This is a genomic window from Microbulbifer sp. NBRC 101763 (assembly GCF_040371615.1).
GTDB classification, from domain to species: domain Bacteria; phylum Pseudomonadota; class Gammaproteobacteria; order Pseudomonadales; family Cellvibrionaceae; genus Microbulbifer; species Microbulbifer variabilis.
The window spans coordinates 205,461-230,897 of record NZ_BAABQV010000008.1 but is presented as its reverse complement, the minus strand read 5'-3'; the positions used below and the strand labels follow the sequence as shown (position 1 = coordinate 230,897).

Genomic DNA, 25,437 nt, shown 5'->3' with positions numbered 1-25,437 from the left:
CTTGGAAATAGCAGGTTGAGAAGCACCAACCAGGCGAGCGAAACCAGACTGGGTTGCCTGATCATCAAGTGATAGGTTTTCAGCCAAGGTATAACCCCCTAGGAAATTTCAGATATCTGTTAAAAAAACGGGGTCCGAATCACCCGTGTGTTGGCCCCCTCAGGAGGACCCGTTCAACGTCTCTTTGCGGTCGCAATCGCATGGTCCATGGCCTTATCCAGTTCAATCGGCAGGTGACGCCGCGCTATGCCTTCGGCAATGCGGATAAATGGGAAACGCTTGCGGTAATCTGGTTTTCCTTTGAGGAATATCAGGATGGGCTTAACCGTTGGCCGGCGCTTACCGCCTGCCCTCTTCCAAACGCCTAAGACACCATTAACTTTGCCAACGAAATACTTACCCTTCTTATCCTGCGTACTACCAGATCCGGCCCGAAGCTCAGCCAGAATTTTTTTATAGGTTGCTGCTGAGATATTCCCGTGCTTGTTTAATCTCGCCGCCTCGCCATGCACCACATATATACCAGCAGGCAGGACACCCATATATCGAAGGGCACGCTCAAAGCGCTTGTCGTTTCGGTTCACATTCATGACCGATGGGGCTAGATATTTGCTAGGGGCTGTACCGTTGGAAACCTGATCACGGATAAAGACTTTGGCAATGCCAGAACGCTTCGTGGCTTTCTTTACCAATACAGAGTTCAGCGTTAACTTTGCCGGGTTTTTAAATACCCGCCCCATCGCTGAGCGCTCTTCTCCCCGTATACGAAAGGCCACGTTATTTAGGGCAACCGAACTGGCATAAGGTAACTGCTTTTTTAATTCAGCAGATGCCCGATCAAACTTTGAAGTATCCAGCTTTACACTAACGTCCATCGTCCCCGTCCTGCTGCCTTTCCTGCAGCTTCAAGCGCTTATGGTTGTAATACCAATTCACAATGAACCCACTCAAAGCAATCAAGAAACCACCCACCGCCAATAACTCTTGTGCTGCATATCCACCGACTACCGCTGTACCCGCAGCAACCGTAGTGGTTGCACTGGCGACCTTCTGAACCATGGCTTCCCTCGCTGCCTCTTGAGCTACAGTGTTCACCGCTTAACCTCACTCACCCACGACTTCACGAAATAGAAGCCGATGATGATGCTGTAAGGCTGCACAACCACATCAACTAGCAGGCCCTTAAGATCTGCTACAAAAGGCGCTTTGAAAGCCATGGCCGCCGCAATAAATAAAACCAACAGCGCCCAAACCAAGGTCACCAGAAAGGCAATTAATCGTCGTGCCCGGTTCTGCGGCTGCGTGGCTTCCAGGTATTTGAGATACCAACGGGATTTTTCCTCATTGGTAAACCACACCGCATCCACAGTATTTACAGTGGCATCCAGCACCTTGCCCGCAGACTCTGGGCCAGCAAATAATCCCTTAACCCCAGACCAAATACCCATCACGGATACTCCGGCACATAGTGCGTAATTGTCAGATCAAACTCAGGCGGCAGCAGCTCTCGCAACCGCTGCATTGCCTTACGAGACTGCATCACCCACCAGCCACCGGGAGCGACACCTGAGCCAACACCTATGCATCCTTGAACGTCAGATGCGTAATTGGCTGAATGGATTAATATTTTTTTGCGCCCAGGAACATTTGCCAGCTCCCACACGTTTGGATATTTCTGTGAGCTATACGCCTCACAAGAATAAATACCTTCGGGAATACAGCTCTCAAATGGGCGATTTCCCAGCCAAGGGCGTTCTACGGTATAAAACAATTGATCACTCACCTTCAGCCGACCCAATGTGGCATCAGGCCCATAGGCGAATCGCATTAATTCAAACATGAGGTATTAGCTCCCGGATTTCGGGCACAAAAAAACCGGCTCAAGGCCGGTTTAGAAAAAATTCATGGTTGCTGCGCATAAAATTGGACAGCTTACCTAAAACTACTCACTTCACAGCTAGCTGTCAAGACATACAGCAGGGATACAAGCACACAGTAATTGATTGGTGTACTTGAGAGATAAGCAACCATCCTAGCTGGGAGACCATTTATATCTAATAAATAAGCACTAAGTTATAAAAGCTTGGACAGCTGAAACCTCACACAATGGTATAAAACTGTTAGGCTCATTTAGTATAATGATCATGTCTTTCACCTCTAAAAACTTTCCACTATATCGCTCACCATTTTTTGTTGTTACTTGTACATTTGATCCGGGAATAATACCCTTTAATACTTCTTCAAAAGATTTCAGACAAACTTCTTCCATTATATCACCTCTGCTCAAGCAGTTAAGAACTTCAATGCCAACAAGAAGTAAAATAGTAATTTAAAAGAAAATAGAAAGGCTGCTCTCGGTTTATATGTGTTAGTCCATAAAGAACCACAGCAAACAAAACAACCTCAAAAAAGGCTAATACATCCAGCTGGATTTCACAAAAAACATAATCGAATAAGAAATAAAATTAGAAACAACTCCAAATAGACCTAGATTGTTATCAGGACTGGCCATAAGTCAGCTTGCCTAGCTGATCACCAATAATATTGGCACCAATAAACAGATCAAATTGATATAATTACAAACTGTTCTAATTACCAGAGGGGGTAAGTATTATTTCCATTTTAGCTAAGACGCCTCTCGCATCTTGTACCCCATCTCAATACTGGACTCAATGATTTGGCATAAAATCTTAATACTGGCCACCGATTTCTTGATCGCCTTGGCCACATCCTGCAATTCCCATCTTCGAAAATAGCGGAGCCAAAATACCTCTAACTCAGCCTCTACCTTACTCTGGCTCTTCCGCCCCTTGACTGCCCGGAGGTACATACCTACAACCTGATCAGTTTCTTCTGCCCGTGCCTCATTCACCGGTATAGGGCTCTCCCTATGACCCGATACTATCTCCCTCGCAAAAGCAGACTTACGCGGCCAAGATACAGAATCTCCCGCCCTCTCAGGATAAGCTCTGGCCCACTCCCACAAGAGATCACGAATACCTAATTCAGACACTGCCCCTCCCCCTTCAAATCTTTAAAGCCAAAAACCAGGCACACACCCCATCACGCAGCCTGCGGCATGCTCTCGTAATAATCCTGAAATCGCCTTTCGGCCGCGTGCAAATTATCTCGGTGATACGTGCCCAGGTAATTTATATGGCCCTGGTTTATCCAGAATTGGGTAACCACCGTATTCGCAAACACAACCTCCACGAGGCGGGCGTACTTGGTGCGGAATACGGCTAGGGGGCTGCTGGGGTTGGTTGTGGAAATCCTTTCGATGGCTTCTGGGATGGTGACTGTGCACATGATGAGCTCTCCTTGGTGATTGGGTTTTACCAATTGGTATCCGTTGCGATTTCTACTGCGCTGAGGTTTCGCGTTCGCCGCTGTGGCGCTGGCCGCTTCGGAGGAACAAACCTTTCCCGCCTCACCCAGTTTCGCCATACAGCCATCCAATCGCACCTCACCCCCTGCCTACCCGACTGAGATTTCCAGTAATCACCAAAGCTGGCCGCGATATCGTAAATCTGGTGAATCACCTCTGGGCGAACCTTGGCCGCCTCATCGTAGAATTCCTGGGTGAGCTGCCAATCATCGGGAAGGCGAGAACCGCGCTTGGATGGCGTGGTGGGTTCTTGGGGAACAGCAAGGGCACCCCCCTGCTCGCTCTCTCTCTGATTATTTTCTAGATTAGTTACTTTCTTAGTATCTTTACTTTCTTGTGTCGGCAAACCCGGATACGGTAAATCCGTATCTGGCAAATCCGTATCCGGTAAATCCGTATCCGGTAAATCCGTATCCGGTAAATCCGTATCCGGTAAATCCGTATCCGGGTTTTCAGGAAGTGGATCAGCATCTCGTGGTGCATCAGAGATTTCATAGTCTGTACCGACTATTTTTCCCCGTTCACCGCGTCGAGTAATTCGCTTGCAATAACCAGCACCAATCAACTCACCTAACAATTTATAGATCTTGTCCCTACCCTCCTGAGCCTCTTTGGCCAGCGCCGAAGGGGAAACCTCCCAATGATCAGGCTTAGACAACAGATGCAGCAACAAGCCGCCAGCAGCGAATGAAATACGGCGATCACACACAACGGAATTAGAGACCACCAAATAATTTGAAGATGGCCGAGCACTTCGACGAATCATGCAGCAACCCCCCTAAAACAAAACAAACTGGTCATATTGTTTTTACCTATCCTTGATTTCACTATTCGTACATAGCGAATTCCACCTAGCAGAAGCGCTTAAGGCACAAAGAAGTGCCACCGGTCTTCCCCAGCTGTCAGCAGGTTTCCCTGCCCTGTATAAAACCCCATATACCGCAATGAATTAATCCCACCCCTCATCCACCGCAGAATGGCAGGACAATAAAATGGGGATTTGAAAATGATCGTTATTCTGGCTTCACCGACTAACCCGCACCCGCTCAGCTTGCCTGCTCAACTATTGCAGGGTCATTTCCCGCTCCCAGAGGGTCAAAAATGTCAGGTCGTAATCGCTCTTTTGGCACTTTTCCCTTCGTCAACAGGTCAACCTGAAGAGCCCTAACGACTGGCACCCCACGGTTCTTCCAATGGCTTACGGCCATAGAAGTAACCCCTAGCTGCCGGGCCAACTCCCGAGCAGAACCAAAGTACTTAATTGCATCTTCGATTGCTTCAGACATAAACAGAACCCACATGGTTATATTCAAAGTATAAACATGTGGGTTCTGTCCGCGCAATAGGTGTCTGTGTAAACTTCACGGTTATGGAAAAGAAACGCTCTGAAGAATCAAAAATTAAGGGGGCCGAATTTGAACGCTTGGCACGAGCTGCCGGCATCAAATGGGCTGACCTCGCCCGTGAGCTGGGCGTAAACCCTCAAACAATCACCCACTGGCGAAAACGGGGGGTTGCTGCCGCCCACTCTGTCCGGGTGGCTCAAATGCTTAACTGCAAGCCTACTGATATCAGCTGGATTGCAGAAACTATCGCTGACTCCACTATCCAAGATATCCGCATCACTAACTTTGATTACCTTCTAGGGCAATATGGAGAGACGGAGCTTCAAAAAAAACTATATGTGTTAGGTGAAGGTACCGCATTGAGAATCATTCGGGCACACGAGCGTATTGGCTCTCGCGATGCACGAAAGATTGAAACTGCCCTCGACCTTCCCCAAGGGTCTCTGGATTACCCTCGGGTCCAAAGAGTGATGGAGGCTTCACCGGACTATAAAATAAAAAAAACGGAGCAGCTGCCAAGAGAGGTTCAGGAGCTTATTTTACTGATTGAAGAAAAAACTAAAGAGGGCTCTTTCACAGCGGAACACGCTGCCGCACTGAAAAACAGCCTGCTCCTAATGGTTAAGTAACAGCAACTCTACACTCCATCTGCGAGACTCTTGGTCCGCCTTTTTTCCATGTACTCTAATGCAGCTCTCTCGGCTGGATGCACTGTTTTTTGTGTATTCACAATCTTCCTGCAGCAATCAATTAAAAGATCGGTATCGACTTCCTGGGCCTTCACCACTCGGCCAACTGCTAATTTGAATGATTGCAACGAGGGGACATCATAACTACGAAATACTTTATCAATCATTTGAGAAGTAACCCGATCATCACAGACGAGCTTTCGCACATATTCTGCTATTACGGTTTTTTCTTCTTTTTTGAACTGCCCATCAGCCTTTGCGACAAAGTAAAGAATTTTCAGAACGTCTATAAATTCCAATTCAAAAGTGTCCATAATCCTTTCTGGCGATGATTCAAATTTATTAACCAGAAATTCTCTTACACTAGTAACACACTCCCCAGTCTCCAAGTCTATGCACTCTGTGATGCGATCTATACGGAAAGTACGTCTTGCCCCTCGTAATTCACAGAAGCCTATTACCATACTGCCAGTTAACATCTCATTGAGTTTTTTCACTTTGACAGACCGAGTGGTACTTTTCCCATCACCATCCATATAGTCAATCTGTAAATGTGCATTGACCTCTATTGAATCTGTGGCATCCCCAAAACCACCCTCCCAGGCATCATAATCTTCTTTTGAATCTATCTGCACCTCATAATTAGCTTCCTCGTTTCGCTGATAGCTACCTTCCAGGCGCTCATTTTCACGACGCACATTTTCCTCATGTTCGGCCCGAGCACGGACAAATCGGTGACGCAGCCAAAGTGCGAATAACACCCCACCCAATATAAGAAACTCTTGAAGTCCCATAAAAACACTCCTTTGTTTTTCTACTATGAGATTAAACACAATTTCTTGAAACTTATATAACCCACCTGTTGACATCAAGTAACCCACGCGTTTATCCTCAAACAAATAAATAAACATGTGGGTTATAAAAGATGGCCACGCAGCAAAAAATGCCTTCCTGGTACCAACCACTGGCCCCACGCCAAGCCGAAGCTCTGACGCACCGCGCCAAAGGGCTATCCAACCGCGAGACCGCCCAGGCTATGCGGTGCTCAGTCACCAATGTCAGCAACCTGCTGACCGAATGCTTCTACAAACTGCACGCCCGCAACAGCACAGACGCAGTGGCTAAAGCGGTAAAACACGGATTAATCCAATTCGCCCTGATCGCCTCAGTTCTTAACGGCATTGGTTCAGACGCACAGGAACAACTGCGCACCCGCATCCAACGCCGCCCCACAGTTCGAACTATTCGCATCCGTAACCGGGAGAACTTCGCATGACCGCCATCGTGTTTGTACATCCAACTGCCATGAGTAAAAGCAATATCGACCAGTTGAAACGCCGCATCGATATCGCCAACGCCGACTACAAAGCACACATCCGTTTAGTGCAGCCAAAACACACTTTTGCACGGCCAACACAAAACAATAACTGGCCCCCAATCGGAGGTGATGCCGCATGAACAATCTTGAGTTCATTGATCAACCCCTCACTGCTGTCGATACATCCGAGGATGAATTCAGTCATATATGGACTGTGGTGAGCAAAACAGAGGTTTTACTGCAAGGCAAAACAATCGGAGACATTACCGTCCGTCGCTACCCAAACGGAAGGAAAAATTTCCATGCCTGCCTGAATATTAACGACAGCTCTGGATCCACCACAGGACTGGCACAAGGTCATGGGGATAACCGCGAAGAGGCGATCAATAACGCTTTTTTTCTAGGGCGCGAACAAGCTAATGCTTATCTCAAGTCGCTGGAACAGCTGTCCAGCCAAATTAACGAGAATATCGCCTCGTGAGCCAATCTCAGCCGCTTCCGAAAGTTCCCTGCCGTCACTGTGGAAAACCCGCAGAACCAGCATTTAACGGGCAATTGCAATTACGCGGCTGGAACTGCCAACCCTGTCGATACTGGGAGCCCGCCATCGGCAGAGAAAGGAAATTCAAAAAACAATGGGGTTAAGCCATGAGTGAATTTAGCCGGATTTTAGAGCTTTACGAAGAGCTAGCACGCGCAGTACAGCTACAACAAATCCAAATAAATCAACTACACAAGCTCGTAGCTCAAAAGGCTCAAACCTCACAAATAAAACCAAAAAATCAGGAGGCAACGTGAAAAAGGAAAAACTATTCACCATCACCCAGGCCGCCCGAGCACTAGAAATGGGCAGGAATAACCTTCTAAAACTGCTGCGAAATCATGACCTTTTGCATAGCCGCGAGCCGTTACGCAACTCCCCCACTAAAACTGCCGTAAAGCAGGGCTTAATGGTTGCAGAGAATGCCGAATTCAATCGCGGCCCAGTTAAGGTGCCTTACATAAACACCAAGGTTACCTCGAAAGGCATGGTCTGGATTCGCGATTTACTCGAAAAAGAAAACCTTCTTAAAGCCAGTTAAAAATTTTAACCGCGCCCCGGCGCATTTAGTCAGCTGTAACCGTCCCTGGGCTGCCAGTGCGGAGCCCTTTTTTAATAAAGCATGGAGGATCAAATGAAGAGATACGCACTTTTCTGCGGCGCCTACAACTTAATGATGGGTGGAATTAAAGACTTCAAACAGTCATTCCACACTGAAGAGGAAGCACAGGAAGCCGCAAAGCAGGTAGCCAAGAATGAGATATTTACTCACTGGGCACAGATCTTTGATAAGAAAACTGACACCGCAAAAGTTTATAGCGTAATTAACGGAAAATTAAAGCGACGGGAAGACAAAGAAAAAAACTGCCCTACTGAGATAGGCAGCGCAAGCGAACCAAATTATTGCTAGCTCTCAAAAATTTCTTTCCGCAGCAAGCGGGCGCACTCATACACGAAGGCCAGGGCTTTGCCCTGGTGCAAAGCTAGAAGGAAAGGATCACCATTATGAATACGATATTTTTACTAATGGCGGAATTCGGCAGTGTGGATATCCCGCTCAAGGAATGCTGCCAGAAGTATTTCGGTATGCTGCCTAGAAAAGCGATGGAACGCGCGCGCTTGCACCAGCTGCCTGTTCCCGCCTATCGCGGCGGGTCACAGAAATCTGAATGGCTTATCAATGCGAATGATCTGGCTCAGCACATCGATCAATGCCGGCAAGAGGCGATGAATGATTGGCAGCGCTTGAACAGCGCTTGAGTACAGGACGATATTTCCAGCCCGCGTATTTATCCACCTCTCCAAAGTCATACAAATGGGTATAGCGTTGCAGTGTTGACCAAGTGCGGTGGCCGGTAATCTGGGCCACCCGCTGGATTGCCAAGCCGCGCTCAAACCAATAACTGGCAGCTTCATGGCGCAAGTCATGGAAATGCAGATCAGTAATTCCCAACACTTTATTGATCACGCCAAAGCGCCCGCCCACCGACTTTGCCAAGTACGGGAATATACGCTCATCTTTGCGCGGCTGGCGTAAAATAATTGCCAGCGCTTCATCAGGTAAATGCACCCAGAAAGAGACAGGGCGCACCGGGTCTTTAGCATCACGCACTAGAATTTGCTGGCGCTTTTCATCCAAATCATCCCAGCGTAACTCGGTAATTTCCTCCATACGACGCGCGGAGAAAATAGCGAATAACACCAGCTCATCCATGGGGATCTTTAGCTTTCTACTCGCTCGACAATATTCGATAAAAGTATTCAACTCTTGCAGTTCTGGTCGCCGATCTCGCCTTTCAGCTCTGGCAACCATGCGTGTCTGTACTGCAAGATCAAATGCAGTGCTGACTTCACCCACAGCAACAGGCCACTCACGACTTGCGGCAACAGCTCTGAATGCAACGGATAGCCACATGATGTCATTTTTAACTGTCTGCGGTTTCGCCTCTTTTAATCGCCTGCGAAGATAATTGAGTATTTCAGACCGGCGCAAATTAACGGCGTCAAGATCTGCAATATCTGGCCGCTTAATTAGCATTTTAATCGTGGAGAGTTTTGAGCGCCCGAAGCTTCCGACGTCAATAAAGTCATCAAGGTAGGTCTGCAACACCTGACCGACAGTGATGCCACGGTGTTGGCTTTTATGCCACTCAACAGGATCGCGAAGCTCAGATTCGCGCTTGTCCGCCCACGCCTTAGCCAGGGCCTTTTTGCCGAACGTCTCTGACTCCGTATAAACTACCTTTGAATCCCTGAAAATTCGGATCTGCGCCGTATAGCGCACCTCCCCCTTGGCATTCTTTCGTGCCCTGATCGTGGCCATCATTACCCTCACTGGTACAAGCAATTCCTTGTACCAGTAATGTACCACACAGACGAAGAAAACCGGTTAAAACAGGGTTTTTAGGCGCCTTTGAAGGCTTAAGCAGAAGCGCTTACAATTCCGTTAAACGCAGTAAAATCAAGAAGTTATGCCAGAATACAGCCCCCACCGCTTTTGCACCGCACCACTTTTAGACTGGAGTGATCGCCATTGCCGCTATATGTGGCGCCTGTTGAGTAAGCGGGCACGCTTGTATTCGGAGATGGTGACTACTGGGGCAATATTGCATGGAGACAGGGAGCGCCACCTGCAGTTTGATGCAGCAGAGCAACCCGTAGCCCTGCAACTGGGCGGAAGCGATCCCAGAGAGCTGGCCGAATGCGCCCGTATCGCCGAGGAGTGGGGCTACGCTGAAATTAACCTCAACTGCGGCTGCCCCAGTGACCGGGTGCAATCGGGCCGTTTTGGTGCCTGCCTGATGGCAGAACCGGATGTGGTAGCTGAGGGTCTGTCCGCGATGCGCGAAGCAGTATCTATCCCAGTTACGGTAAAGCACCGAATCGGTATTGATGATATGGAGGACTATCCTGGCCTGACCCGTTTTGTGGAGGCCCAGGCAGCTATTGGCACTGACACATTTATCGTACATGCGCGCAAAGCCTGGCTAAAAGGCCTCAGCCCAAAGGAAAACCGCGAAATCCCCCCACTTAATTACGATATGGTTTACCGTCTGAAACAGGACTATCCACAGCTACAAATCATTATTAACGGCGGTATTAACTCGCTAGAAGAGAGCCTGCAACATTTGCGGCATATGGACGGTGTTATGCTGGGGCGTGCAGCCTATCAAACTCCGGCAATCCTTGCCCAAGTGGATAGCCTGCTATTTGGTGAAAGTGAAGGGCCGGATGCAGCGCAAGTGGTCGAGCAAATGCTGCCCTATATAGAAAATGAAATGCAGCGCGGCCAGCGCCTGAATCATATTACCCGACATATGCTCGGGCTTTTCCAGGGGCTGCCGGGCGCGCGGCGATTCCGCCGCCACCTAAGTGAGAATGCCCACAAGAAAGGGGCCGGACCAGAAATTGTTGAACACGCTTTAACGCTCGTTACCCAGGCCGCATAGAGGGTAAACCAAGATGGCTGGAAATGGAGGCCAATCAATGACAGAGGGAGTGCAATGAACAAATTGGAACAACTTAAACAGCGCAGCTTAGTAGTGGCCGATACGGGTGATATTGAGGCTATCCGCCGCTACCGCCCTCAAGATGCCACCACCAACCCCTCACTACTGTACAAGGCCGCCCAGCTCCCTCAATACAAATCGCTTATCAAAGAGTCATTGGGGTGGGCAGCTCGCCACCAGAAGCAACGTGGGACAGCGGAGACAGCGCGATTAGCGGCAATTAAGCTAGCAGTGGGTATCGGTACAGAGATATTACAGCTGGTCCCCGGCGTGGTTTCCACCGAGGTGGATGCGCGACTCTCGTTCGATACCCGCGCCACAATTGATTACGCCAGGCACCTGATCACTCTCTACGAACAAACGAATGTAGAAAGGGACCGTGTGCTCATCAAAATTGCTTCCACCTGGGAGGGTATTGCAGCGGCAGAAATCCTGGAACAAGAAGGCATCCACTGTAACCTGACCTTGCTATTCAGCCTGTGCCAGGCCATCGCCTGTGCCGAGGCCGGAGCCACTTTAATCTCTCCTTTTGTCGGCCGTATCCTCGACTGGCACCTGGCAAATGGTGAGCGCAAGGGGTTCAGTGGCGAAGAGGATCCCGGTGTATTGTCGGTACGCAATATTTATCACTACTATAAATCCCGCGACTACGACACCATCGTGATGGGTGCCAGTTTCCGTAATACAAGTGAGATAGAAGCCTTGGCTGGCTGCGATCGCCTGACTATCAGCCCGCAGTTGTTGCAGTCCCTGGAGGAAAGTGAGGGGATGCTGGTAGGAGGCCTACCGGCGATTACAGAACCTTTGGCTCGGCCAACCCAGAGATTGGAGGAAGCGACATTCCGCTACCAGCTCAATAGCGATGCCATGGCTACAGAAAAGCTAGCAGAAGGCATTCGCAACTTTGTTAAAGACCAGCAGCGACTTGAAATGCTGCTACAAAGCCAAGTGATGGGACACCAGGAAACTGATGCTGCAACAAATCCGTAAGCTGTTTGAGCAGATTGGCAACAGTGCCGATGTAGAAACACGTAATGAAAAAGACGTGCGCATGATCAGCGCCGCCCTTCTAGTTGAAGTGGCGACTGTGGACCAGAAGCTGGACCAGCGCGAGCGCGACACCCTCACGCATCTACTTTGCCAACACTATGCACTAGATGTACACAGCGCCGCCGAGATTATTGATGAGGCCATTGATCAACGGGAGCATGCCACCTCATTATTCGAGTTTACCCAAGCAGTTAATGATCAGTTCACTGAGCAGGACAAGTACCTGCTGGTTCGGCAAATGTGGCAGGTCGCTTTTTCCGATGATGTTATCGAGGCATTTGAGGAACACCTTATTCGCCGGGTATCCGAACTTATCTACCTACCCCACGGACTGTTCACCAGAGCCAGGGCGGAAGCGAGGGATTTGAAAGATAATTGAGTCGCTAGCTGAATAAGTTGGGGGAATAGGTCTAAAGCGCCAAATCGGTAGCAGGAGCCCTTAAGAAGCTCAATGCAGATGGGCGGAGCGTTTGCTGTAGGGCTCGCATTCCCGCTCGAGGGTATGCACCAGATCGCGGAAAGTTTCCGCATTTTGCTCGTTCATACTCATCAAAACACGGTGTGCTTCCAGTACCTTCTCCCGCGCAGCACATTCATCAGGAGTGTTGCAGACCAGGGGTTTAGTCTCAACGGAGATATCATATTGCTCACTACTGATCTCCACCAGGGAGTCAAATCCCATTGCATCAAGCAGGTGTTGAATTCCCTTATCGGCAGAGAAAACCAATGGCTTTTGACAACCGCGCTCTTGGGCGCGAATCGCAATTTTTGCCATCAGGCCAAGGGTCGTGCTGTCAACACCTTCGGCACGGTCCAGGTCGAAAGCCACCCCAGCGAAGTCATCTCGCGCAAACATGTTGTCGATGAAGCTATCAAATGAAGTACAAAGGTTGAGCCGAACATCACCAATCAACTTGATGATGTAAACGCCCTCGTGGGCCCCAACCATAATTTGCCCGGACTGCATAACAACCCCTGGCTCACCCGGATACACTTTTAGGTGAAAGTGCTAACAGGTGGCAAAAGTTCACTGGTAGAGAACACAAGCCGCACTCGGTGGTTTTGCCGCCTTGTGCAATTTTGTGCATAAAGTGGGCGGAGCTTACTCCTGACTGCCCGGACTGACAAGTATACTAGGGCATGAAATTCGACTATTTAGTCGATGCAAACGCTCGTCCTAATTGTGCCCCAGGGTGAGGATCGTAATATCGTCCGGTAACGCCCCAAAAGTATCTACTTTCAGGCTCTGGCACAAACTTTCCAAATTTCCTCCGCACTCAGCGATCATCTGTAAGAGGCGCTCCTCTTTTTCCAGAAGATCTCCCTGAAGCAGCTCCAGAACGCCATCGGAGCACGCCACCAAACGCCAGCTGGGCGGTAGCTCGGCGCACATTACCTGCCAGTCACCCCGCTCAAAGATACCTAACGGACGCCCTTTGCCCGGCAACCAATCAGCGCCACCATCACTGGCGAGAGCCGGCATGGGAATCTGCCCGGCAACAGCATAATGCAGCTGGCGCGCGGCCGTATCCACAACACCGACGAACATGCTGGCATGTTTGCCCATATGTGTGGATAACAACTCCCGGTTGATCAGCTCGAGAACTTCTAACAGGTCACTGCCAAGGGACTCCAGCTGGGTAAAAAGTGGACCCTCACGCAGACGATGCATGATGCTGTGCTTGACGAGTGCGGTAACCAGCGCAGACGAGACACCATGACCGGAAATATCCACTAGGTAGAAGGCGACAAAACGCTCTCCAAACAGGCCGTAATCGACAAAGTCACCACTGAGATACAGTGAGGGAATCAGGCGATAGTTCGCCTCAATACCACCTGGATAACTATAAGGCGTACGCGGCAGCAAGTGCTGTTGCAGCTGGCGGCCAGCCTCCTGGTCCCGCCGCAAAAGCTCTACGTGATCACGCAGCTCTATGTTACGCCGCTCCAGAGCTTCCCGATATTCCCGGTTCTGCTGGGCCAGATTCTCCTCACCGCTGATACGACAAATAACCCGGTCAATTTGCGCGGCTTCCTTGAGAGGTTTGAGGAGATAATCGCAGGCGCCCAGGCGTATTGCTTGCAGGGCATCATTCAGTACTGCACTGGATGAAATTACGATGACAGAGGTATCTGGAGACTGACGTTTGATTTTTTGTAACACCTCCAGCCCGCTCATATCGGGTAACTGGAAGTCCACCGCGACCAATTGAAAAAGACCGGGGGAAAATTGCTGGATACCCTGTTGCCCACTACTTGCCTCCGCAACAGAGAACCCTTGGCGTGAAAGTGCTCCACGCAGGAAACTGCGGGAGCGCTCGTCATCAGTCAGTAACAGGCTACCGGGACCGGGCATGAGTGGCCCTTGGAAAAAGAGTAAGTTCTATCCGGTGATCAGTAGTCACTGGACTCTTCAACTTCACCCTGGTCAATCGCTTCAGCGGCTTCAGTTTCACTCTGCACATCTACTTCGCCATCCACGATCAGGAAGTCGCGGCGCTGCAGGTAAGCATCACGTAACAGCACATACCGATCCCCCTGTAACAGTGATTCGGCCTGCAGCAAGCTGGCGCGGCTCTGAATAATATCGGTTGCCCTCAACGTATAGCGTGTAGGGTCATGTTCCACATAGGTCAGCGGGTTGGTGTAGTAATCAACTACCCGTGCTGGCGTATCCCGAACTGTGGAAGGACCCAGAAGCGGCAAAACCAGGTATGGACCGGAAGGCACCCCCCAAACAGCCAGGGTTTGACCAAAGTCCTCGCCATCGCCTTTTTCAAGCCCCATATGCTTGGCAACATCAAAAAGACCGGCAATACCAATAGTGGTATTAATCAGCAAGCGACCTGCATCATTGCCTGCCTGGCCCCATTTACCTTGCAATACGCCATTAAAGGTATTGGTCACTTCACCCAGATTACTGAAGAAGTTGCTAACACCGTGTTGCACGAATATTGGGGTGATCTGCCGATAGCTGACGGCAGCTGGCTTCAACACATAGCGATCAGCGCCATCATTAAAACTAAATACAGCGCGGTTAAAACCTTCCCATGGGTCACGAAGGGAAAAATCCTCCCCTTCCGCACCACCAAATTCATCCGCGGGATCAAAGCCATATTCATCCAGTAGCGAACCATTTTCATCGCCACTTGTGGTAACCTGACCATCAGTACCAGTTTGAACGGCGGTATCCCCTGCCGCGCCTCCAAACGGGTCATCTTGCGCTAATACACTCACTGGAGAAACCGCGATCAGCGCGGCCATCAACCAGGGCGATAAAACTCTGCGTCCTAGCAAAACCCTGCTCCTCTACTAACAAATACTAAGACCAAGGATTCTAACGCCCTCGCATATCGTAAGCTACCCTCGGCAGCATAGCAGCTGGGATTCGTCAAAGATGAAGCAGTTTCAGGCAAGTGCAGCGGGGCTTTAGAATAATAATGACGCCAAAAGATAAGCTGTCGACACCTATTTTTCAGCAGGTAGAGGTTTAAGGCCTGCAATTACACCATTCCCCAGAAGTTTCTGTAATAGCTCCACACCAAAACTCCTCAGGGTGCTGGTATCTACCTGGGGTAACTCTGCAGCAATTTGTGCCAACAGTTGCTCTCCAGTGACCGACTCTTCTGAAGCCAGTTGCAACAAACGCGCTGTCACCGCATTAATTTCCATGAAATTCACCTCATCACTGCGATCGCGATACACCAGCAAAAAGGTGGGGGTTTCATCGGGTTCCTGAGGCTGGAACACCGGGCCAATACGATGCACGGGATATCGATAACTAAGGCTCCATACCAGGGGCGATACTACTGGTACGGATCCCAATATATCCCCCTCGCGGCTGAGGTTGGCAGGTATCTCAGCGGTACTGACATCCAGTGCCAACTCTACCCATTCGTAGTGAGCTAGCTCCAGTAAAAAAGGGGGATCTCCCTCCCGCTGGCCCCGCTCATTTTGCAGGTAAGTGAGGAACTCCTCACTGATTTGCAGGAAGTAGGGACTGCTAGAAGTATGGTGATGCACAAAATCACGCACCATAGCGTGCCAGAATTCGTCACTATAGAGACTGCGCAGCACCGGAAACCCGCTCGAGATAAAAGACTCAATATTGTTGTAAATTAGATCCCGATAAATCGCCAAGCGCCGATCTTCAATTTGGGGAGGCGGTGTGCATTGCTCCGGAGCACGCAGATGAGCAGCCAAGTCTCTCTGCAACCCCTGAAAATTGTCAGTTTTATCGGCGACTGAGGACATAGTTTTCTTCTACTTGGTGACTGGCCTGAATGGTTTTGATATGCCCTACTTCTTCGAGCAATTGCGGTATGGGTGGAATATTGAAATCCCGCTCAAGCAGGGTTGGCATTACACCGTGAATTTCATAAGCCTTATTCAACAACTCCCACACAGGATCAATTACCGGTGCACCGTGGGTATCTACTTTTAGATCTTCCGCCTCGTCGTAATGTCCCGCCACATGTACATAGCGCATTCTTTCCGAAGGAAGTCCGCGCAGAAACTCAAATGGATCGTAACGATGATTAATGGAGTTGACGTAAATATTATTTACATCAAGGAGAAGGTCACAGTCTGCTTCCCCCAGTACGGCATTTAGAAAGGCCAGCTCGCTCATTTCCTGGCCTGGTGCGGCATAGTAGGAAACATTTTCCATGGCAATACGCTGCCCCAATGCATCCTGCACAATACGAATTCGCTCGGCGACATACATCACCGCTTCTTCAGTAAAGGGAATCGGCAGTAAATCGTAGAGATGTCCGTGGTCGGAGCAGTAGCTCAGGTGCTCGCTGTAATAGCGAATATCATGCTCACGAATAAATTTCTTGATAGACCCAACAAGGTCCATATCCAAAGGCTCCGGCGCCCCAATTGAAAGGGACAAGCCGTGCAAAATAAATGGGTAGCGCTCAGTAAATTCCCGAAACCAGCGGCCATAGCGCCCACCGACGCCGATCCAGTTTTCCGGCGCTACCTCAAAGAAATCCACCGCAGCAGATGGCACTTCCTCTCCCATCATAGAGCGACGCAGTCCAAGACCGGCCCCCTCCACTGGATAATTTCGCACTTCTGTCTGCCTCAAACGGTTCTATGTGAAGAAAAGAACAAGGGGCGGCGCGTCAGTTAACGCAATACCGCCCCGATCGAGTATGGCTTTAAATTATCCGCCACACTTACCTTCGCCGCACTTACCCTCTTTCTTCTTGCCTTCGCCGCATTTACCTTCGCCGCACTTGCCTTCTTTCTTCTTGCCTTCGCCGCACTTACCTTCGCCGCACTTACCTTCTTTTTTCTTGTCGTGGCCACACTTGCCTTCTTTTTCCTTATCGCCATGGTCAGCCAGTGCCAGGTTGTAGCCAGAAGTCAGCTCTGCCGCAGCAAACGGATTAGCTTCGCCAGTGGTTGCAGACACATTCATCGCAGCAGAGGCAATAAACGCTGCACCAACTGCGGCCGCTACGGGGGAAAGATGCTTCTTGTTCATAAGGGATCTCCTAATTAATACCCTGAGTAATAAAAAGTACCAAAGACTTTCTTTTCTCCCGCGCCAGTATAATGACGCGGGATGGAAAACCGTCATTTGTTGAGGCTAGCCAGCTTAGGGTGAGAATCTCACGCCACTTTGAACCTATAGCCTACTCACATAAGGTTTGTCGAACCGGTCGCCAGAATATTACATAAAGAAATCAGTTTTTTTGTGATCTCATACCAATAGTGGCAATCAACCTACCAGCCCCTTCCCATCAGCCTCCACCCACGCCTTATGCAAGCGCTTGGAAGATACTGGCATCAGGGTTTTCAGGGTCTGGGCAAATAAAGAAACGCGGAACTCTTCAAGCATCCAGCGGTAATCCACTAGCAAGGCTTCCGCAGCCAACTCCCTGCTTGAATATTTTTCAGCCAGATCGGCATAAGGCTCCGCGGCCTTGTGGTACTCAACCTGTAATTTGCGATCACGATTCGGGTCGAGGACGGCTTTTTCCAGTCGCATAGCGATCGCCTTAAGATAACGGCCATACTGACGCAACCATTCCAGAGGGGTATCGAACAGAAAACCGCGATAAAAGAGCCCAGACAATTGCTGCTGAATATCTCCCACCGCCATTGCAACTGCCAGGTTTTTCTGCTGTTTGATCTGTTTGCGCAGGGGCACAAGTAGGGCTAAAGCTTTGACCAGCAGGTTCCCAATTTCCTGGGCCACCCCCACCAGGTCACTATCATTTTCCAGCGCGGACAGAAATTCAGCTTCGGTACGCGGCCAATTGCCCTTAGGCCAAAATACCTCTCGCACGGCAGCCAACAGGATATCGTCTGCAACCTCTTCACGCCGCCCCAAGTCCGCGGCAGATAACCCCAGCTCCTTGCCACGAAGCAGCTCCTTGCGCAGGTATTTAACCTTCTCCGGCAAGTGCAACAGTGCCAGGCGGGAAATACCTGCACGACTCAGCCGGCGCGCGTCATCCGGGTTATCCAGGAGTTTCAGAGAAACACTGTCTTTTTCCTCTATCAGAGCCGGGTATGCCCGCACCTTGAGGCCGCCCTGGTTAAGGGTGTGGGTTTCTGGAAGCTCTCCAAAGTCCCAGCTGGTAATCCCCTCCCGCTCAAAGCTGTCTCCTGCACTCGCAAGCCCCTGCTGCACCCGATCGCGGTAGCGCGCCTGTAGCAGCGAGAGATCTCGGTCCTGGTCGAGCAATTTACCTGCCTCATCCACCACTTGGATATTGAAGCGATAATAATCTTCCAGGGATTGCTCAGCGGATTCCCAGGCGCTATCAGGCAACTGCTGCGCCGTCTGGCGCTGTAACTCCAGTGCTAGTGACTGCCATAAGGGGACATTATCCGGGCGCAATCGCGGCAGGGCTTTATCCACTGCTGCTGGTACGGGGACAAAATATTTACGCCACTGTTTAGGTAAGGCTTTGACCAGGGCAATACATTTATCCCGTAGGATTCCAGGCACCAGCCAGGAAAGTCGAGCAGCGGGCACCTGGTGCAAAGCCGCAACCGGTACCTGAATGCTGACACCGTCATCCACACTGCCCGGCTCGAAATGATAGCTGAGCGGATAAACAATACCGCCCGATTGCAATTCATCGGGGAATTGGGCTTCGCCGACGTGATCCGCACTCTGCTGCATCAACAATTCACGGGGAATAAAGAGCAACTGCGGATCAGTGGATTCCACTTTCTTGCGCCAGTGCTCAAACCCAGCCAGGTTAACGATATCGGCAGGTATACGCTCATCGAAAAAGCGATAAATCACTTCATCATCTACCAGAATATCCCGCCTGCGGGATTTAGCCTCCAGCTCTTCCAGAGATTTCAGCAGGTCGGTGTAGTGTGTATAAAAACGGCCTTTACCTCGATAACGCTGCTCCACTAAAGCCTGGCGAATAAAGACTTCCCGCGCGGTTTTCGGATCAAGCTTACCGTAGGGAATCCGGCGTTTCTCCACCAGCACCAGGCCGTACAGGGAAACCTTCTCAAAGGCCATCACCTGACCCGAACGGGCATCAAAATGAGGCTCGAAATAATTTCGCTTTACCAGGTGCTGGGATGCAGCCAATACCCAATCGGGCTCTATTTTTGCAACCGTATGGGCGAATAAACGGCTGGTTTCCAATAACTGGGCGGCAACAACCCAGCGGGGAGGCTTCTTGAACTGGCCAGATCCAGGGAAAATATGGAAGCGGCGATTGCGACAGCCAATAAATTCCTTGTTCTCATCGCGAGCGCCAATATTACCGAGAAGACCTGCGACTATAGCCCGGTGTACCGCTTCATACTCCGCTGGCTCTTTGTTTTCTTTTACTTCAAGATCGCGGCAAGCCACCCGCAATTGGTGGTGGATATCTCTCCACTCACGCATACGCAACCAGGACAGGAAATTTTTCTGGCACCATTTTCGCAACTGATTTTGACTCAGCTCCTGACGCTGGGTTTCGAAAGCATCCCAAAGCTGTACAAAGGACAGGAAATCTGACTGCTCATGCTGCCACTGGCGATGTTTTTCATCCGCTGCCTGACGCTTTTCCACCGGGCGTTCGCGCGGATCCTGTACGGCCAGGGCGGCGACAATAACTAATAATTCACGCGCGCTACCATTATCTGCCCCGGCCAGCAACATTCGGCTCAGTCGTGGGTCCAGCGGCAATCGTGAAAGGGCTCGCCCCAGTTTGGTGACCCTGCCCTGACCATCGACGGCCTGCAGCTCCTGTAATAGCTTGTAACCATCATTAATCAGGCGCGGATCGGGCGGATCTACAAAAGGAAACTCGCGGATATCACCAATACGCAACTGCAACATTTGCAGGATTACTGCAGCCAGGTTGGTACGCAGAATTTCCGCATCGGTAAATTCCGGACGCTGCGCAAAATCCCGCTCTTCATATAAGCGTACACAGACACCGGCACTGACGCGGCCACAGCGGCCGGCACGCTGGTTGGCACTGGCCTGGGAAACCGGCTCTATGGGCAGTCGCTGAATTTTACTGCGATAGCTGTAACGGCTGACGCGTGCAGTACCCGGGTCGATCACATAGCGAATTCCCGGCACCGTAATAGAGGTCTCCGCCACATTGGTGGCGAGCACAATACGGCGGCCTTTATGGCCGTGAAAAACTTTGGCCTGCTCCGCCAGACTCAAACGCGCATAAAGGGGCAATACCTCCAGCTGGGCAATCTGCGCATCCCGCAGGGCCTTGGCACATTCACGGATTTCCCGCTCGCCACTCATAAATACCAGTATATCCCCGCCGCGCCGGCTGCTGGATTTTTCCTCGTGCAGTAACTCCCCTACCGCAGTTACGACCTGTTCATTGAGATCCGCATCACTGTCCACGGCCGGGCGGTAATGAATGTCCACCGGATAGGTCCGGCCAGATACCTCGATAATGGGCGCATCATCAAAATGTCGGGAGAATTTCTCCAGGTCGATAGTGGCCGAGGTAATGATCAGTTTCAGGTCTGGACGCCTGGGCAGGATAGTTTTCAAATAGCCCAGCAGAAAATCAATATTGAGACTGCGCTCATGGGCTTCATCGATAATCAGCGTGTCATATTTATTTAACAGTGGGTCACGCTGAATTTCTGCCAGCAGAATACCGTCTGTCATTAGTTTGACATGGGTATGCTCAGTACTGTGATCGGTAAAACGCACCTGGTAACCGACTGATTCCCCCAAGGGCTGCTGCAATTCCTCGGCGATTCGATTAGCCACAGTGCGAGCGGCAATCCTGCGCGGCTGGGTGTGGCCAATCTGGCCGTAAATCCCCCGCCCCAGAGACAGGCAGATTTTCGGTAACTGGGTGGTTTTACCAGAACCGGTTTCACCGGCAATAACTACAACCTGGTGCTTTTCGATCAACCCGGCGATTTCATCACGCCGCGCTACCACGGGCAGTGCTTCCGGCCACTGCACGTCCGGTAGCTTTCGCCGACGCTCTTCCACCAGGGCTTCAGACGCTTGTAACTGTTGTTCCAGCTGGGCCAGCATTCGATCGACCGGCTTGCCCTCTTTCTGGCGCCGGCGCACGTTCTTCAGGGTTCTGCGCAAGTCAAAACGATCCCTACCCATACAGGCCGGGATACGGGTTTGCAGCGCTCCCACAACTTTTTCTGCTTCGGTGTGACTCATAATTCGTACAGCAATGGCAAACGCGGGATTATAACCCCTGGATACGATAGGGCTATCAAACCTTACTGTGGCGCTCATCTATACTGGAGCAGATAGAGGTCAATTTTAGAAGCACCATTGCGCCTCAGGGTCACACCTTGCGAGCGGTACTATGCAAGAGATCAAGCCCAAGCCCCCCTCCAGCGCCGGGCAGCTGTTTGGCCATCCCAAAGGCCTGTTTCTGCTGTTTGGTACAGAAATGTGGGAACGCCTCAGCTACTACGGTATGCGCGGTATTTTTGTTTTCTACCTGACCTCCACGGCCACCGCTGCAGTATTCGGCTGGGAGCAGCTCACCGAGACCGAATTACAATCCAAAGCCCTCAGCTACCTGGGATGGTACGCGATGCTGGTCTACCTGACTCCAATTATCGGCGGCTGGATGGCGGACAACCGCTGGGGACAACGCCGCTGCATTATGTTCGGCGGCACCCTGATGATGCTGGGACAATTCTCCCTTGGCTTCCCCCACGCCTGGCTGCCCAATGGCAGTGAGATCTATATGCTGTGGCTGGGACTGGCCCTGCTGATTATCGGCAATGGTTTCTTCAAACCAAATATTTCCACCATGGTCGGAGACCTCTACGAAGAGGGAGATCACCGTCGCGATACGGCATTTACCATTTTCTATATGGGCATAAACCTGGGCTCAATCCTCGGTTATTTAGTTGTGGGCTGGGTTGGAGAGAAGGTGGACTACCAGCTGGCCTTCGTCGTTGCAGGAGTTGGCATGTTGTTGGGCCTGCTGCTGCAAATGACCCAGGCCAAGCGCTATCTGGGAGAAATCGGCGTAGAGCCCTCTGCACACCTGGAACTCAAAAACCGGAAACATGAAGAGGCCGAAAAGCATCGTCCCCTGACTCACGAAGAGCGAGACCGTATAAAGGTCATATTGGTACTTGGTGTTTTTATAGTGATTTTCTGGGCCGGTTTTGAGCAGGCTGCCGGCTCAATGAACTTGTTTGCCAAATATCGCACCGACCTAAATATCTTGGGATGGGAGATTCCAGCCAGTTGGCTACAGATGGTGAATCCCATATTTATCATTATCCTCGCGCCGATTATGGCCAGCATCTGGATAGGAATGGGAGATAAGGAACCCAGCTCGCCAGCCAAGTTCAGCCTGGGGCTGGTATTTCTTGGTATCGGCTTTATTTCAATGTGTGGAGCAGCATTACAAATCGGAGACTCTACAACCATAAAAGCAAGTATATGGTGGCTGGTGTTTGCCTATATTTTTCACACTATCGGTGAACTGTGCCTATCACCTATCGGGCTTTCAGTAGTCACCAAATTATCCCCTCTACGCTATTTATCCTTAATGATGGGGCTTTGGTTTGCCTTTATTGGTATTGCTAACAAAGGAGCGGCGGAAATTGGCAAGTTGGTGGGAGTGTCCGGCCCTCTCGCTACTTTTGGGGGCGTAGCCCTGGTTGCCATTGTTGCAGGAATTATCCTGTATCTCATTCGCGAGAAACTGGTGGATTGGATGCATGGCGCGGAGGAGGTGCACGCCACAGTAGGAGAAACCACTAAAGAGGAATTAAGTATCACCGCCGATCACGACGGTGTGCCCCCGAAACACTTTAGCGGCAATGATAAGTAAGAAGTGATCAGGCGGTTCGGACAGTGCCGCCTGACTTGAAAGATATTACTGCAGCATCAGCGCCCTTTTACCAGATAGGCGATCGCCCTATCCAACCCCGCCAAAGTCATCGGGTACATGTGCCCATCGACCAAACGCTGTGTCATTCCAATACTGGGGGTGTATTGCCAGTACTCCTCACCGACAGGGTTTAACCAGACCAGGTTACTGTAGGTATTCGTAATTCGCTCCATCCAGGCAGCACCGGGTTCCTCATTCATATGCTCGACACTGCCATAGCGGCTGGTAATTTCGTAGGGCGCCATAGAGGCATCGCCCACAAAAATAACTTTATAGTCTTTGGCATAAGTACGCAGTACTTCCAGCAATGAAGTGTTTTCACTGAAACGACGCTGGTTGTCTCTCCAAACATGCTCATAGACAAAGTTGTGGAAATAAAAATACTCCAGGTGCTTAAATTCGGAGCGGCAGGCTGAAAACAGTTCTTCACAAACCCGTACGTAGGGGTCCATGGAGCCCCCTACATCAAAAAAGATCAATACTTTTATCGCGTTGTGCCGCTCCGGAACCATCTGGATATCCAAAAGGCCCGCATTGCGTGCTGTGGAGGAAATTGTGTTATCCAGGTCCAGCTCTTCAGCAGCGCCGGTGCGGGCAAATTTTCGCAGCTTGCGCAGGGCGACCTGGATATTACGAGTACCCAGGCTGACACTGTCATCCAGGTTCTTAAACTGACGCTTCTCCCACACTTTGGATGCCGAGCGGTTGCGGCCCTTACCCCCAACCCGAATTCCTCCCGGGTGATAGCCGCTGTTACCAAAAGGACTGGTGCCACCGGTACCGATCCAGCGGTTGCCGCCACTGTGGCGCTTCTTCTGCTCTTCAAGGCGCTTTTTGAATTCCTCCAACAGTTTTTCCAGACCACCGAGGCTTTGGACCTTAGCCTTTTCCTCTTCCGTGAGCTGTTTCAGGAACTCTGCACGGAGCCAGTCATCCGGGATCATCTGCTCGACAATATCATCCAGTGTTTCCAGGTCTTTAAAATAAGACTCAAACGCGCGATCGAATTTATCGAAATGCTTCTCATCCTTCACCAGGCAAACTCGGGCCAGGAAGTAAAATTCCTCCAAGTCTGCAAACACCAAACGTTGCTGCAAAGCTTCGAGCAAGGAAAGCAGCTCGGTAATGGATACCGGTAATTTATAGCGGCGTAAATTTAGAAAAAAGCCAATCAGCATAGTAATTCGCAGTCAGCATAGGAAAATAGGGTTGCAATCGAACCAACCGATGAAACTTCAGGAAGAGCATATCCTCTCCCTGAAACACAGCGATTCACCAATTAACGATTATCTCGACGCGCCATAAACGCAAGACGCTCCAGCATATGAACATCTTGTTCATTTTTCAGCAGGGCTCCGTAGAGAGGAGGGATCGCACTGCTGTTATCACGGTTTTTCAAGACTTCTTCGGGAATATCATCTGCCATCAACAATTTCAGCCAGTCAATCAACTCCGAAGTAGAGGGCTTTTTCTTTAGGCCTGGCACTTCCCTCAGCTGGAAGAAGATGTCCATCGCCTCTGCCACCATCTGCCCCTTTATATCCGGGTAATGCACGTCAACAATTTTGCGCATGGTGTCACGGTCGGGGAAGCTGATGTAATGGAAAAAACACCGGCGCAAGAAAGCATCAGGCAACTCTTTCTCATTATTGGAGGTAATAATTACGACGGGACGCTGCTTGGCTTTGATGGTTTCGCCGGTTTCATAGACGAAAAACTCCATGCGATCCAGCTCTACCAGCAAGTCATTGGGAAACTCAATATCTGCCTTGTCAATTTCATCAATCAGCAGTACTACACGTTCCTCAGCCGCGAAAGCCTCCCACAGCTTACCGCGCTTGATGTAATTGCCAATATCATGGACTTTATCCACTCCCAGTTGGGAATCCCTCAGGCGTGACACGGCATCATATTCATACAAACCCTGCTGTGCCTTGGTAGTGGACTTAATATGCCACTGGATCAACTTCATGCCGAGGCTCTGCGCAACCTGCTCCGCAAGCAAAGTTTTGCCGGTGCCCGGCTCGCCTTTGATCAGAAGGGGACGCTGCAGGGTGACCGCTGCGTTTACCGCCATCTGCAGGTCTTCAGTAGCTACATAGCTGTCGGTACCGGTAAATTTCATGACTACTCCAATCCTGTATTCGCCGCTATCTATCTGATTTAGCGAATGATAATTGAACAACAGGGCAGGAGGCGAGGCGGGAACGACCAAATTGGATGACCAGCTTGAGTAGGCTGA

Annotated in this window: 32 protein-coding genes; 12 read left to right on the top strand and 20 right to left on the bottom strand. The window is 50.4% G+C overall.

Annotated features, from left to right (window positions below; genetic code table 11):
* Positions 1 to 173 precede the first annotated feature (173 nt).
* The 9 genes from ABWV76_RS19765 to ABWV76_RS19725 form a co-directional block, all read right to left on the bottom strand.
* On the bottom strand, positions 174 to 875 hold the full coding sequence (locus tag ABWV76_RS19765; protein ID WP_353377047.1) for a hypothetical protein: 702 nt from the start codon (positions 873 to 875) through the stop codon (positions 174 to 176).
* Complete coding sequence (locus ABWV76_RS19760; RefSeq protein WP_245556633.1) at positions 865 to 1,095, bottom strand: holin; 231 nt, start codon at positions 1,093 to 1,095, stop codon at positions 865 to 867. The genes ABWV76_RS19765 and ABWV76_RS19760 overlap by 11 nt, the downstream gene beginning before the upstream one ends.
* The gene (locus tag ABWV76_RS19755; RefSeq protein ID WP_252084500.1) at positions 1,092 to 1,448 is read right to left on the bottom strand and encodes a hypothetical protein; all 357 of its coding nucleotides are present in this window, start codon (positions 1,446 to 1,448) and stop codon (positions 1,092 to 1,094) included. The genes ABWV76_RS19760 and ABWV76_RS19755 overlap by 4 nt, the downstream gene beginning before the upstream one ends.
* Entirely contained in the window at positions 1,448 to 1,840 is a 393-nt protein-coding gene (locus ABWV76_RS19750) for a DUF5675 family protein (RefSeq protein WP_353377046.1), read from the bottom strand. The genes ABWV76_RS19755 and ABWV76_RS19750 overlap by 1 nt, the downstream gene beginning before the upstream one ends.
* Before the next feature lie 228 nt (positions 1,841 to 2,068).
* Entirely contained in the window at positions 2,069 to 2,269 is a 201-nt protein-coding gene (locus ABWV76_RS19745) for a hypothetical protein (RefSeq protein ID WP_353377045.1), read from the bottom strand.
* Between the two features lie 357 nt (positions 2,270 to 2,626).
* Positions 2,627 to 3,013 (bottom strand): hypothetical protein, encoded by a 387-nt coding sequence (locus ABWV76_RS19740; RefSeq protein ID WP_353377044.1) that lies wholly within the window; start codon positions 3,011 to 3,013, stop codon positions 2,627 to 2,629.
* A gap of 50 nt (positions 3,014 to 3,063) precedes the next feature.
* Positions 3,064 to 3,309 (bottom strand): hypothetical protein, encoded by a 246-nt coding sequence (locus tag ABWV76_RS19735; protein WP_353377043.1) that lies wholly within the window; start codon positions 3,307 to 3,309, stop codon positions 3,064 to 3,066.
* A 26-nt stretch (positions 3,310 to 3,335) separates the two neighbouring features.
* A complete protein-coding gene (locus ABWV76_RS19730) occupies positions 3,336 to 4,154 on the bottom strand; it encodes a hypothetical protein (RefSeq protein ID WP_353377042.1) in 819 nt (272 codons plus the stop codon).
* A gap of 280 nt (positions 4,155 to 4,434) precedes the next feature.
* Entirely contained in the window at positions 4,435 to 4,674 is a 240-nt protein-coding gene (locus ABWV76_RS19725) for a transcriptional regulator (protein ID WP_353377041.1), read from the bottom strand.
* A 38-nt stretch (positions 4,675 to 4,712) separates the two neighbouring features.
* Between ABWV76_RS19725 and ABWV76_RS19720 the strand changes: the two genes are divergently transcribed.
* A complete protein-coding gene (locus ABWV76_RS19720; RefSeq protein ID WP_353377040.1) occupies positions 4,713 to 5,363 on the top strand; it encodes a helix-turn-helix domain-containing protein in 651 nt (216 codons plus the stop codon).
* An 8-nt stretch (positions 5,364 to 5,371) separates the two neighbouring features.
* Here ABWV76_RS19720 and ABWV76_RS19715 read toward each other — a convergent pair whose 3' ends face one another.
* Positions 5,372 to 6,304 (bottom strand): WYL domain-containing protein, encoded by a 933-nt coding sequence (locus ABWV76_RS19715; RefSeq protein ID WP_353377039.1) that lies wholly within the window; start codon positions 6,302 to 6,304, stop codon positions 5,372 to 5,374.
* 44 nt (positions 6,305 to 6,348) lie between these two features.
* Here ABWV76_RS19715 and ABWV76_RS19710 point away from each other — a divergent pair, with 44 nt between their 5' ends.
* From ABWV76_RS19710 to ABWV76_RS19680, 7 genes are all read left to right on the top strand, one after another.
* The gene (locus ABWV76_RS19710) at positions 6,349 to 6,699 is read left to right on the top strand and encodes a response regulator transcription factor (RefSeq protein ID WP_353377038.1); all 351 of its coding nucleotides are present in this window, start codon (positions 6,349 to 6,351) and stop codon (positions 6,697 to 6,699) included.
* Positions 6,696 to 6,881 (top strand): hypothetical protein, encoded by a 186-nt coding sequence (locus ABWV76_RS19705; protein ID WP_353377037.1) that lies wholly within the window; start codon positions 6,696 to 6,698, stop codon positions 6,879 to 6,881. Before ABWV76_RS19710 ends, ABWV76_RS19705 begins: the two co-directional genes overlap by 4 nt.
* On the top strand, positions 6,878 to 7,222 hold the full coding sequence (locus ABWV76_RS19700; protein WP_353377036.1) for a hypothetical protein: 345 nt from the start codon (positions 6,878 to 6,880) through the stop codon (positions 7,220 to 7,222). The genes ABWV76_RS19705 and ABWV76_RS19700 overlap by 4 nt, the downstream gene beginning before the upstream one ends.
* 167 nt (positions 7,223 to 7,389) lie before the next feature.
* On the top strand, positions 7,390 to 7,539 hold the full coding sequence (locus tag ABWV76_RS19695; protein WP_353377035.1) for a hypothetical protein: 150 nt from the start codon (positions 7,390 to 7,392) through the stop codon (positions 7,537 to 7,539).
* The gene (locus ABWV76_RS19690; RefSeq protein ID WP_353377034.1) at positions 7,536 to 7,823 is read left to right on the top strand and encodes a phage antirepressor KilAC domain-containing protein; all 288 of its coding nucleotides are present in this window, start codon (positions 7,536 to 7,538) and stop codon (positions 7,821 to 7,823) included. The genes ABWV76_RS19695 and ABWV76_RS19690 overlap by 4 nt, the downstream gene beginning before the upstream one ends.
* A 93-nt stretch (positions 7,824 to 7,916) precedes the next feature.
* Positions 7,917 to 8,192 carry a hypothetical protein gene (locus tag ABWV76_RS19685; RefSeq protein ID WP_353377033.1) on the top strand — a complete coding sequence of 92 codons (276 nt, stop codon included), beginning with the start codon at positions 7,917 to 7,919 and terminating at the stop codon, positions 8,190 to 8,192.
* Positions 8,193 to 8,287: 95 nt separating this feature from the next.
* Positions 8,288 to 8,542: a pyocin activator PrtN family protein gene (locus tag ABWV76_RS19680; protein ID WP_353377032.1), complete on the top strand. Its 255-nt coding sequence runs from the start codon at positions 8,288 to 8,290 to the stop codon at positions 8,540 to 8,542.
* On the opposite strand, the gene ABWV76_RS19675 is transcribed toward ABWV76_RS19680, so the two are convergent.
* Positions 8,460 to 9,608: a site-specific integrase gene (locus tag ABWV76_RS19675; protein WP_353377031.1), complete on the bottom strand. Its 1,149-nt coding sequence runs from the start codon at positions 9,606 to 9,608 to the stop codon at positions 8,460 to 8,462. The two genes, ABWV76_RS19680 and ABWV76_RS19675, sit on opposite strands and share 83 nt — an antisense overlap.
* A gap of 145 nt (positions 9,609 to 9,753) precedes the next feature.
* Here ABWV76_RS19675 and dusA point away from each other — a divergent pair, with 145 nt between their 5' ends.
* The 3 genes from dusA to ABWV76_RS19660 are packed head-to-tail and all read left to right on the top strand — an operon-like array spanning position 9,754 to position 12,220.
* On the top strand, positions 9,754 to 10,731 hold the full coding sequence (gene dusA / locus ABWV76_RS19670; protein ID WP_353377030.1) for a tRNA dihydrouridine(20/20a) synthase DusA: 978 nt from the start codon (positions 9,754 to 9,756) through the stop codon (positions 10,729 to 10,731).
* A gap of 54 nt (positions 10,732 to 10,785) precedes the next feature.
* Positions 10,786 to 11,781 (top strand): transaldolase, encoded by a 996-nt coding sequence (gene tal, locus ABWV76_RS19665; RefSeq protein ID WP_020412042.1) that lies wholly within the window; start codon positions 10,786 to 10,788, stop codon positions 11,779 to 11,781.
* On the top strand, positions 11,762 to 12,220 hold the full coding sequence (locus ABWV76_RS19660; protein WP_020412041.1) for a tellurite resistance TerB family protein: 459 nt from the start codon (positions 11,762 to 11,764) through the stop codon (positions 12,218 to 12,220). The genes tal and ABWV76_RS19660 overlap by 20 nt, the downstream gene beginning before the upstream one ends.
* 69 nt (positions 12,221 to 12,289) lie before the next feature.
* Here ABWV76_RS19660 and ABWV76_RS19655 read toward each other — a convergent pair whose 3' ends face one another.
* From ABWV76_RS19655 to hrpA, 7 genes are all read right to left on the bottom strand, one after another.
* Positions 12,290 to 12,808: an STAS domain-containing protein gene (locus tag ABWV76_RS19655; protein ID WP_020412040.1), complete on the bottom strand. Its 519-nt coding sequence runs from the start codon at positions 12,806 to 12,808 to the stop codon at positions 12,290 to 12,292.
* 210 nt (positions 12,809 to 13,018) lie between these two features.
* Positions 13,019 to 14,197, bottom strand: a complete 1,179-nt coding sequence (locus tag ABWV76_RS19650) for a PP2C family protein-serine/threonine phosphatase (protein WP_020412039.1) — start codon at positions 14,195 to 14,197, stop codon at positions 13,019 to 13,021.
* A 38-nt stretch (positions 14,198 to 14,235) separates the two neighbouring features.
* Complete coding sequence (locus tag ABWV76_RS19645) at positions 14,236 to 15,138, bottom strand: MlaA family lipoprotein (RefSeq protein ID WP_245556659.1); 903 nt, start codon at positions 15,136 to 15,138, stop codon at positions 14,236 to 14,238.
* Between the two features lie 171 nt (positions 15,139 to 15,309).
* The gene (locus ABWV76_RS19640; protein WP_353377029.1) at positions 15,310 to 16,095 is read right to left on the bottom strand and encodes an HvfC family RiPP maturation protein; all 786 of its coding nucleotides are present in this window, start codon (positions 16,093 to 16,095) and stop codon (positions 15,310 to 15,312) included.
* The gene (locus ABWV76_RS19635; RefSeq protein WP_353377028.1) at positions 16,076 to 16,921 is read right to left on the bottom strand and encodes an HvfB family MNIO-type RiPP peptide maturase; all 846 of its coding nucleotides are present in this window, start codon (positions 16,919 to 16,921) and stop codon (positions 16,076 to 16,078) included. Before ABWV76_RS19635 ends, ABWV76_RS19640 begins: the two co-directional genes overlap by 20 nt.
* Positions 16,922 to 17,014: 93 nt before the next feature.
* On the bottom strand, positions 17,015 to 17,338 hold the full coding sequence (locus tag ABWV76_RS19630; RefSeq protein WP_020412035.1) for an HvfA family oxazolone/thioamide-modified RiPP metallophore: 324 nt from the start codon (positions 17,336 to 17,338) through the stop codon (positions 17,015 to 17,017).
* Between the two features lie 237 nt (positions 17,339 to 17,575).
* Positions 17,576 to 21,490, bottom strand: a complete 3,915-nt coding sequence (hrpA, locus tag ABWV76_RS19625) for an ATP-dependent RNA helicase HrpA (protein WP_353377027.1) — start codon at positions 21,488 to 21,490, stop codon at positions 17,576 to 17,578.
* 151 nt (positions 21,491 to 21,641) lie between these two features.
* Between hrpA and ABWV76_RS19620 the strand changes: the two genes are divergently transcribed.
* A complete protein-coding gene (locus ABWV76_RS19620) occupies positions 21,642 to 23,135 on the top strand; it encodes a peptide MFS transporter (protein WP_020412033.1) in 1,494 nt (497 codons plus the stop codon).
* 56 nt (positions 23,136 to 23,191) lie between these two features.
* On the opposite strand, the gene ABWV76_RS19615 is transcribed toward ABWV76_RS19620, so the two are convergent.
* Both ABWV76_RS19615 and ABWV76_RS19610 read right to left on the bottom strand, forming a co-directional pair.
* Positions 23,192 to 24,373, bottom strand: coding sequence for a vWA domain-containing protein (locus ABWV76_RS19615; RefSeq protein WP_020412032.1), 1,182 nt, complete (start codon positions 24,371 to 24,373; stop codon positions 23,192 to 23,194).
* 101 nt (positions 24,374 to 24,474) lie between these two features.
* Entirely contained in the window at positions 24,475 to 25,320 is an 846-nt protein-coding gene (locus tag ABWV76_RS19610; protein WP_020412031.1) for an AAA family ATPase, read from the bottom strand.
* Between the last annotated feature and the right edge of the window lie 117 nt (positions 25,321 to 25,437).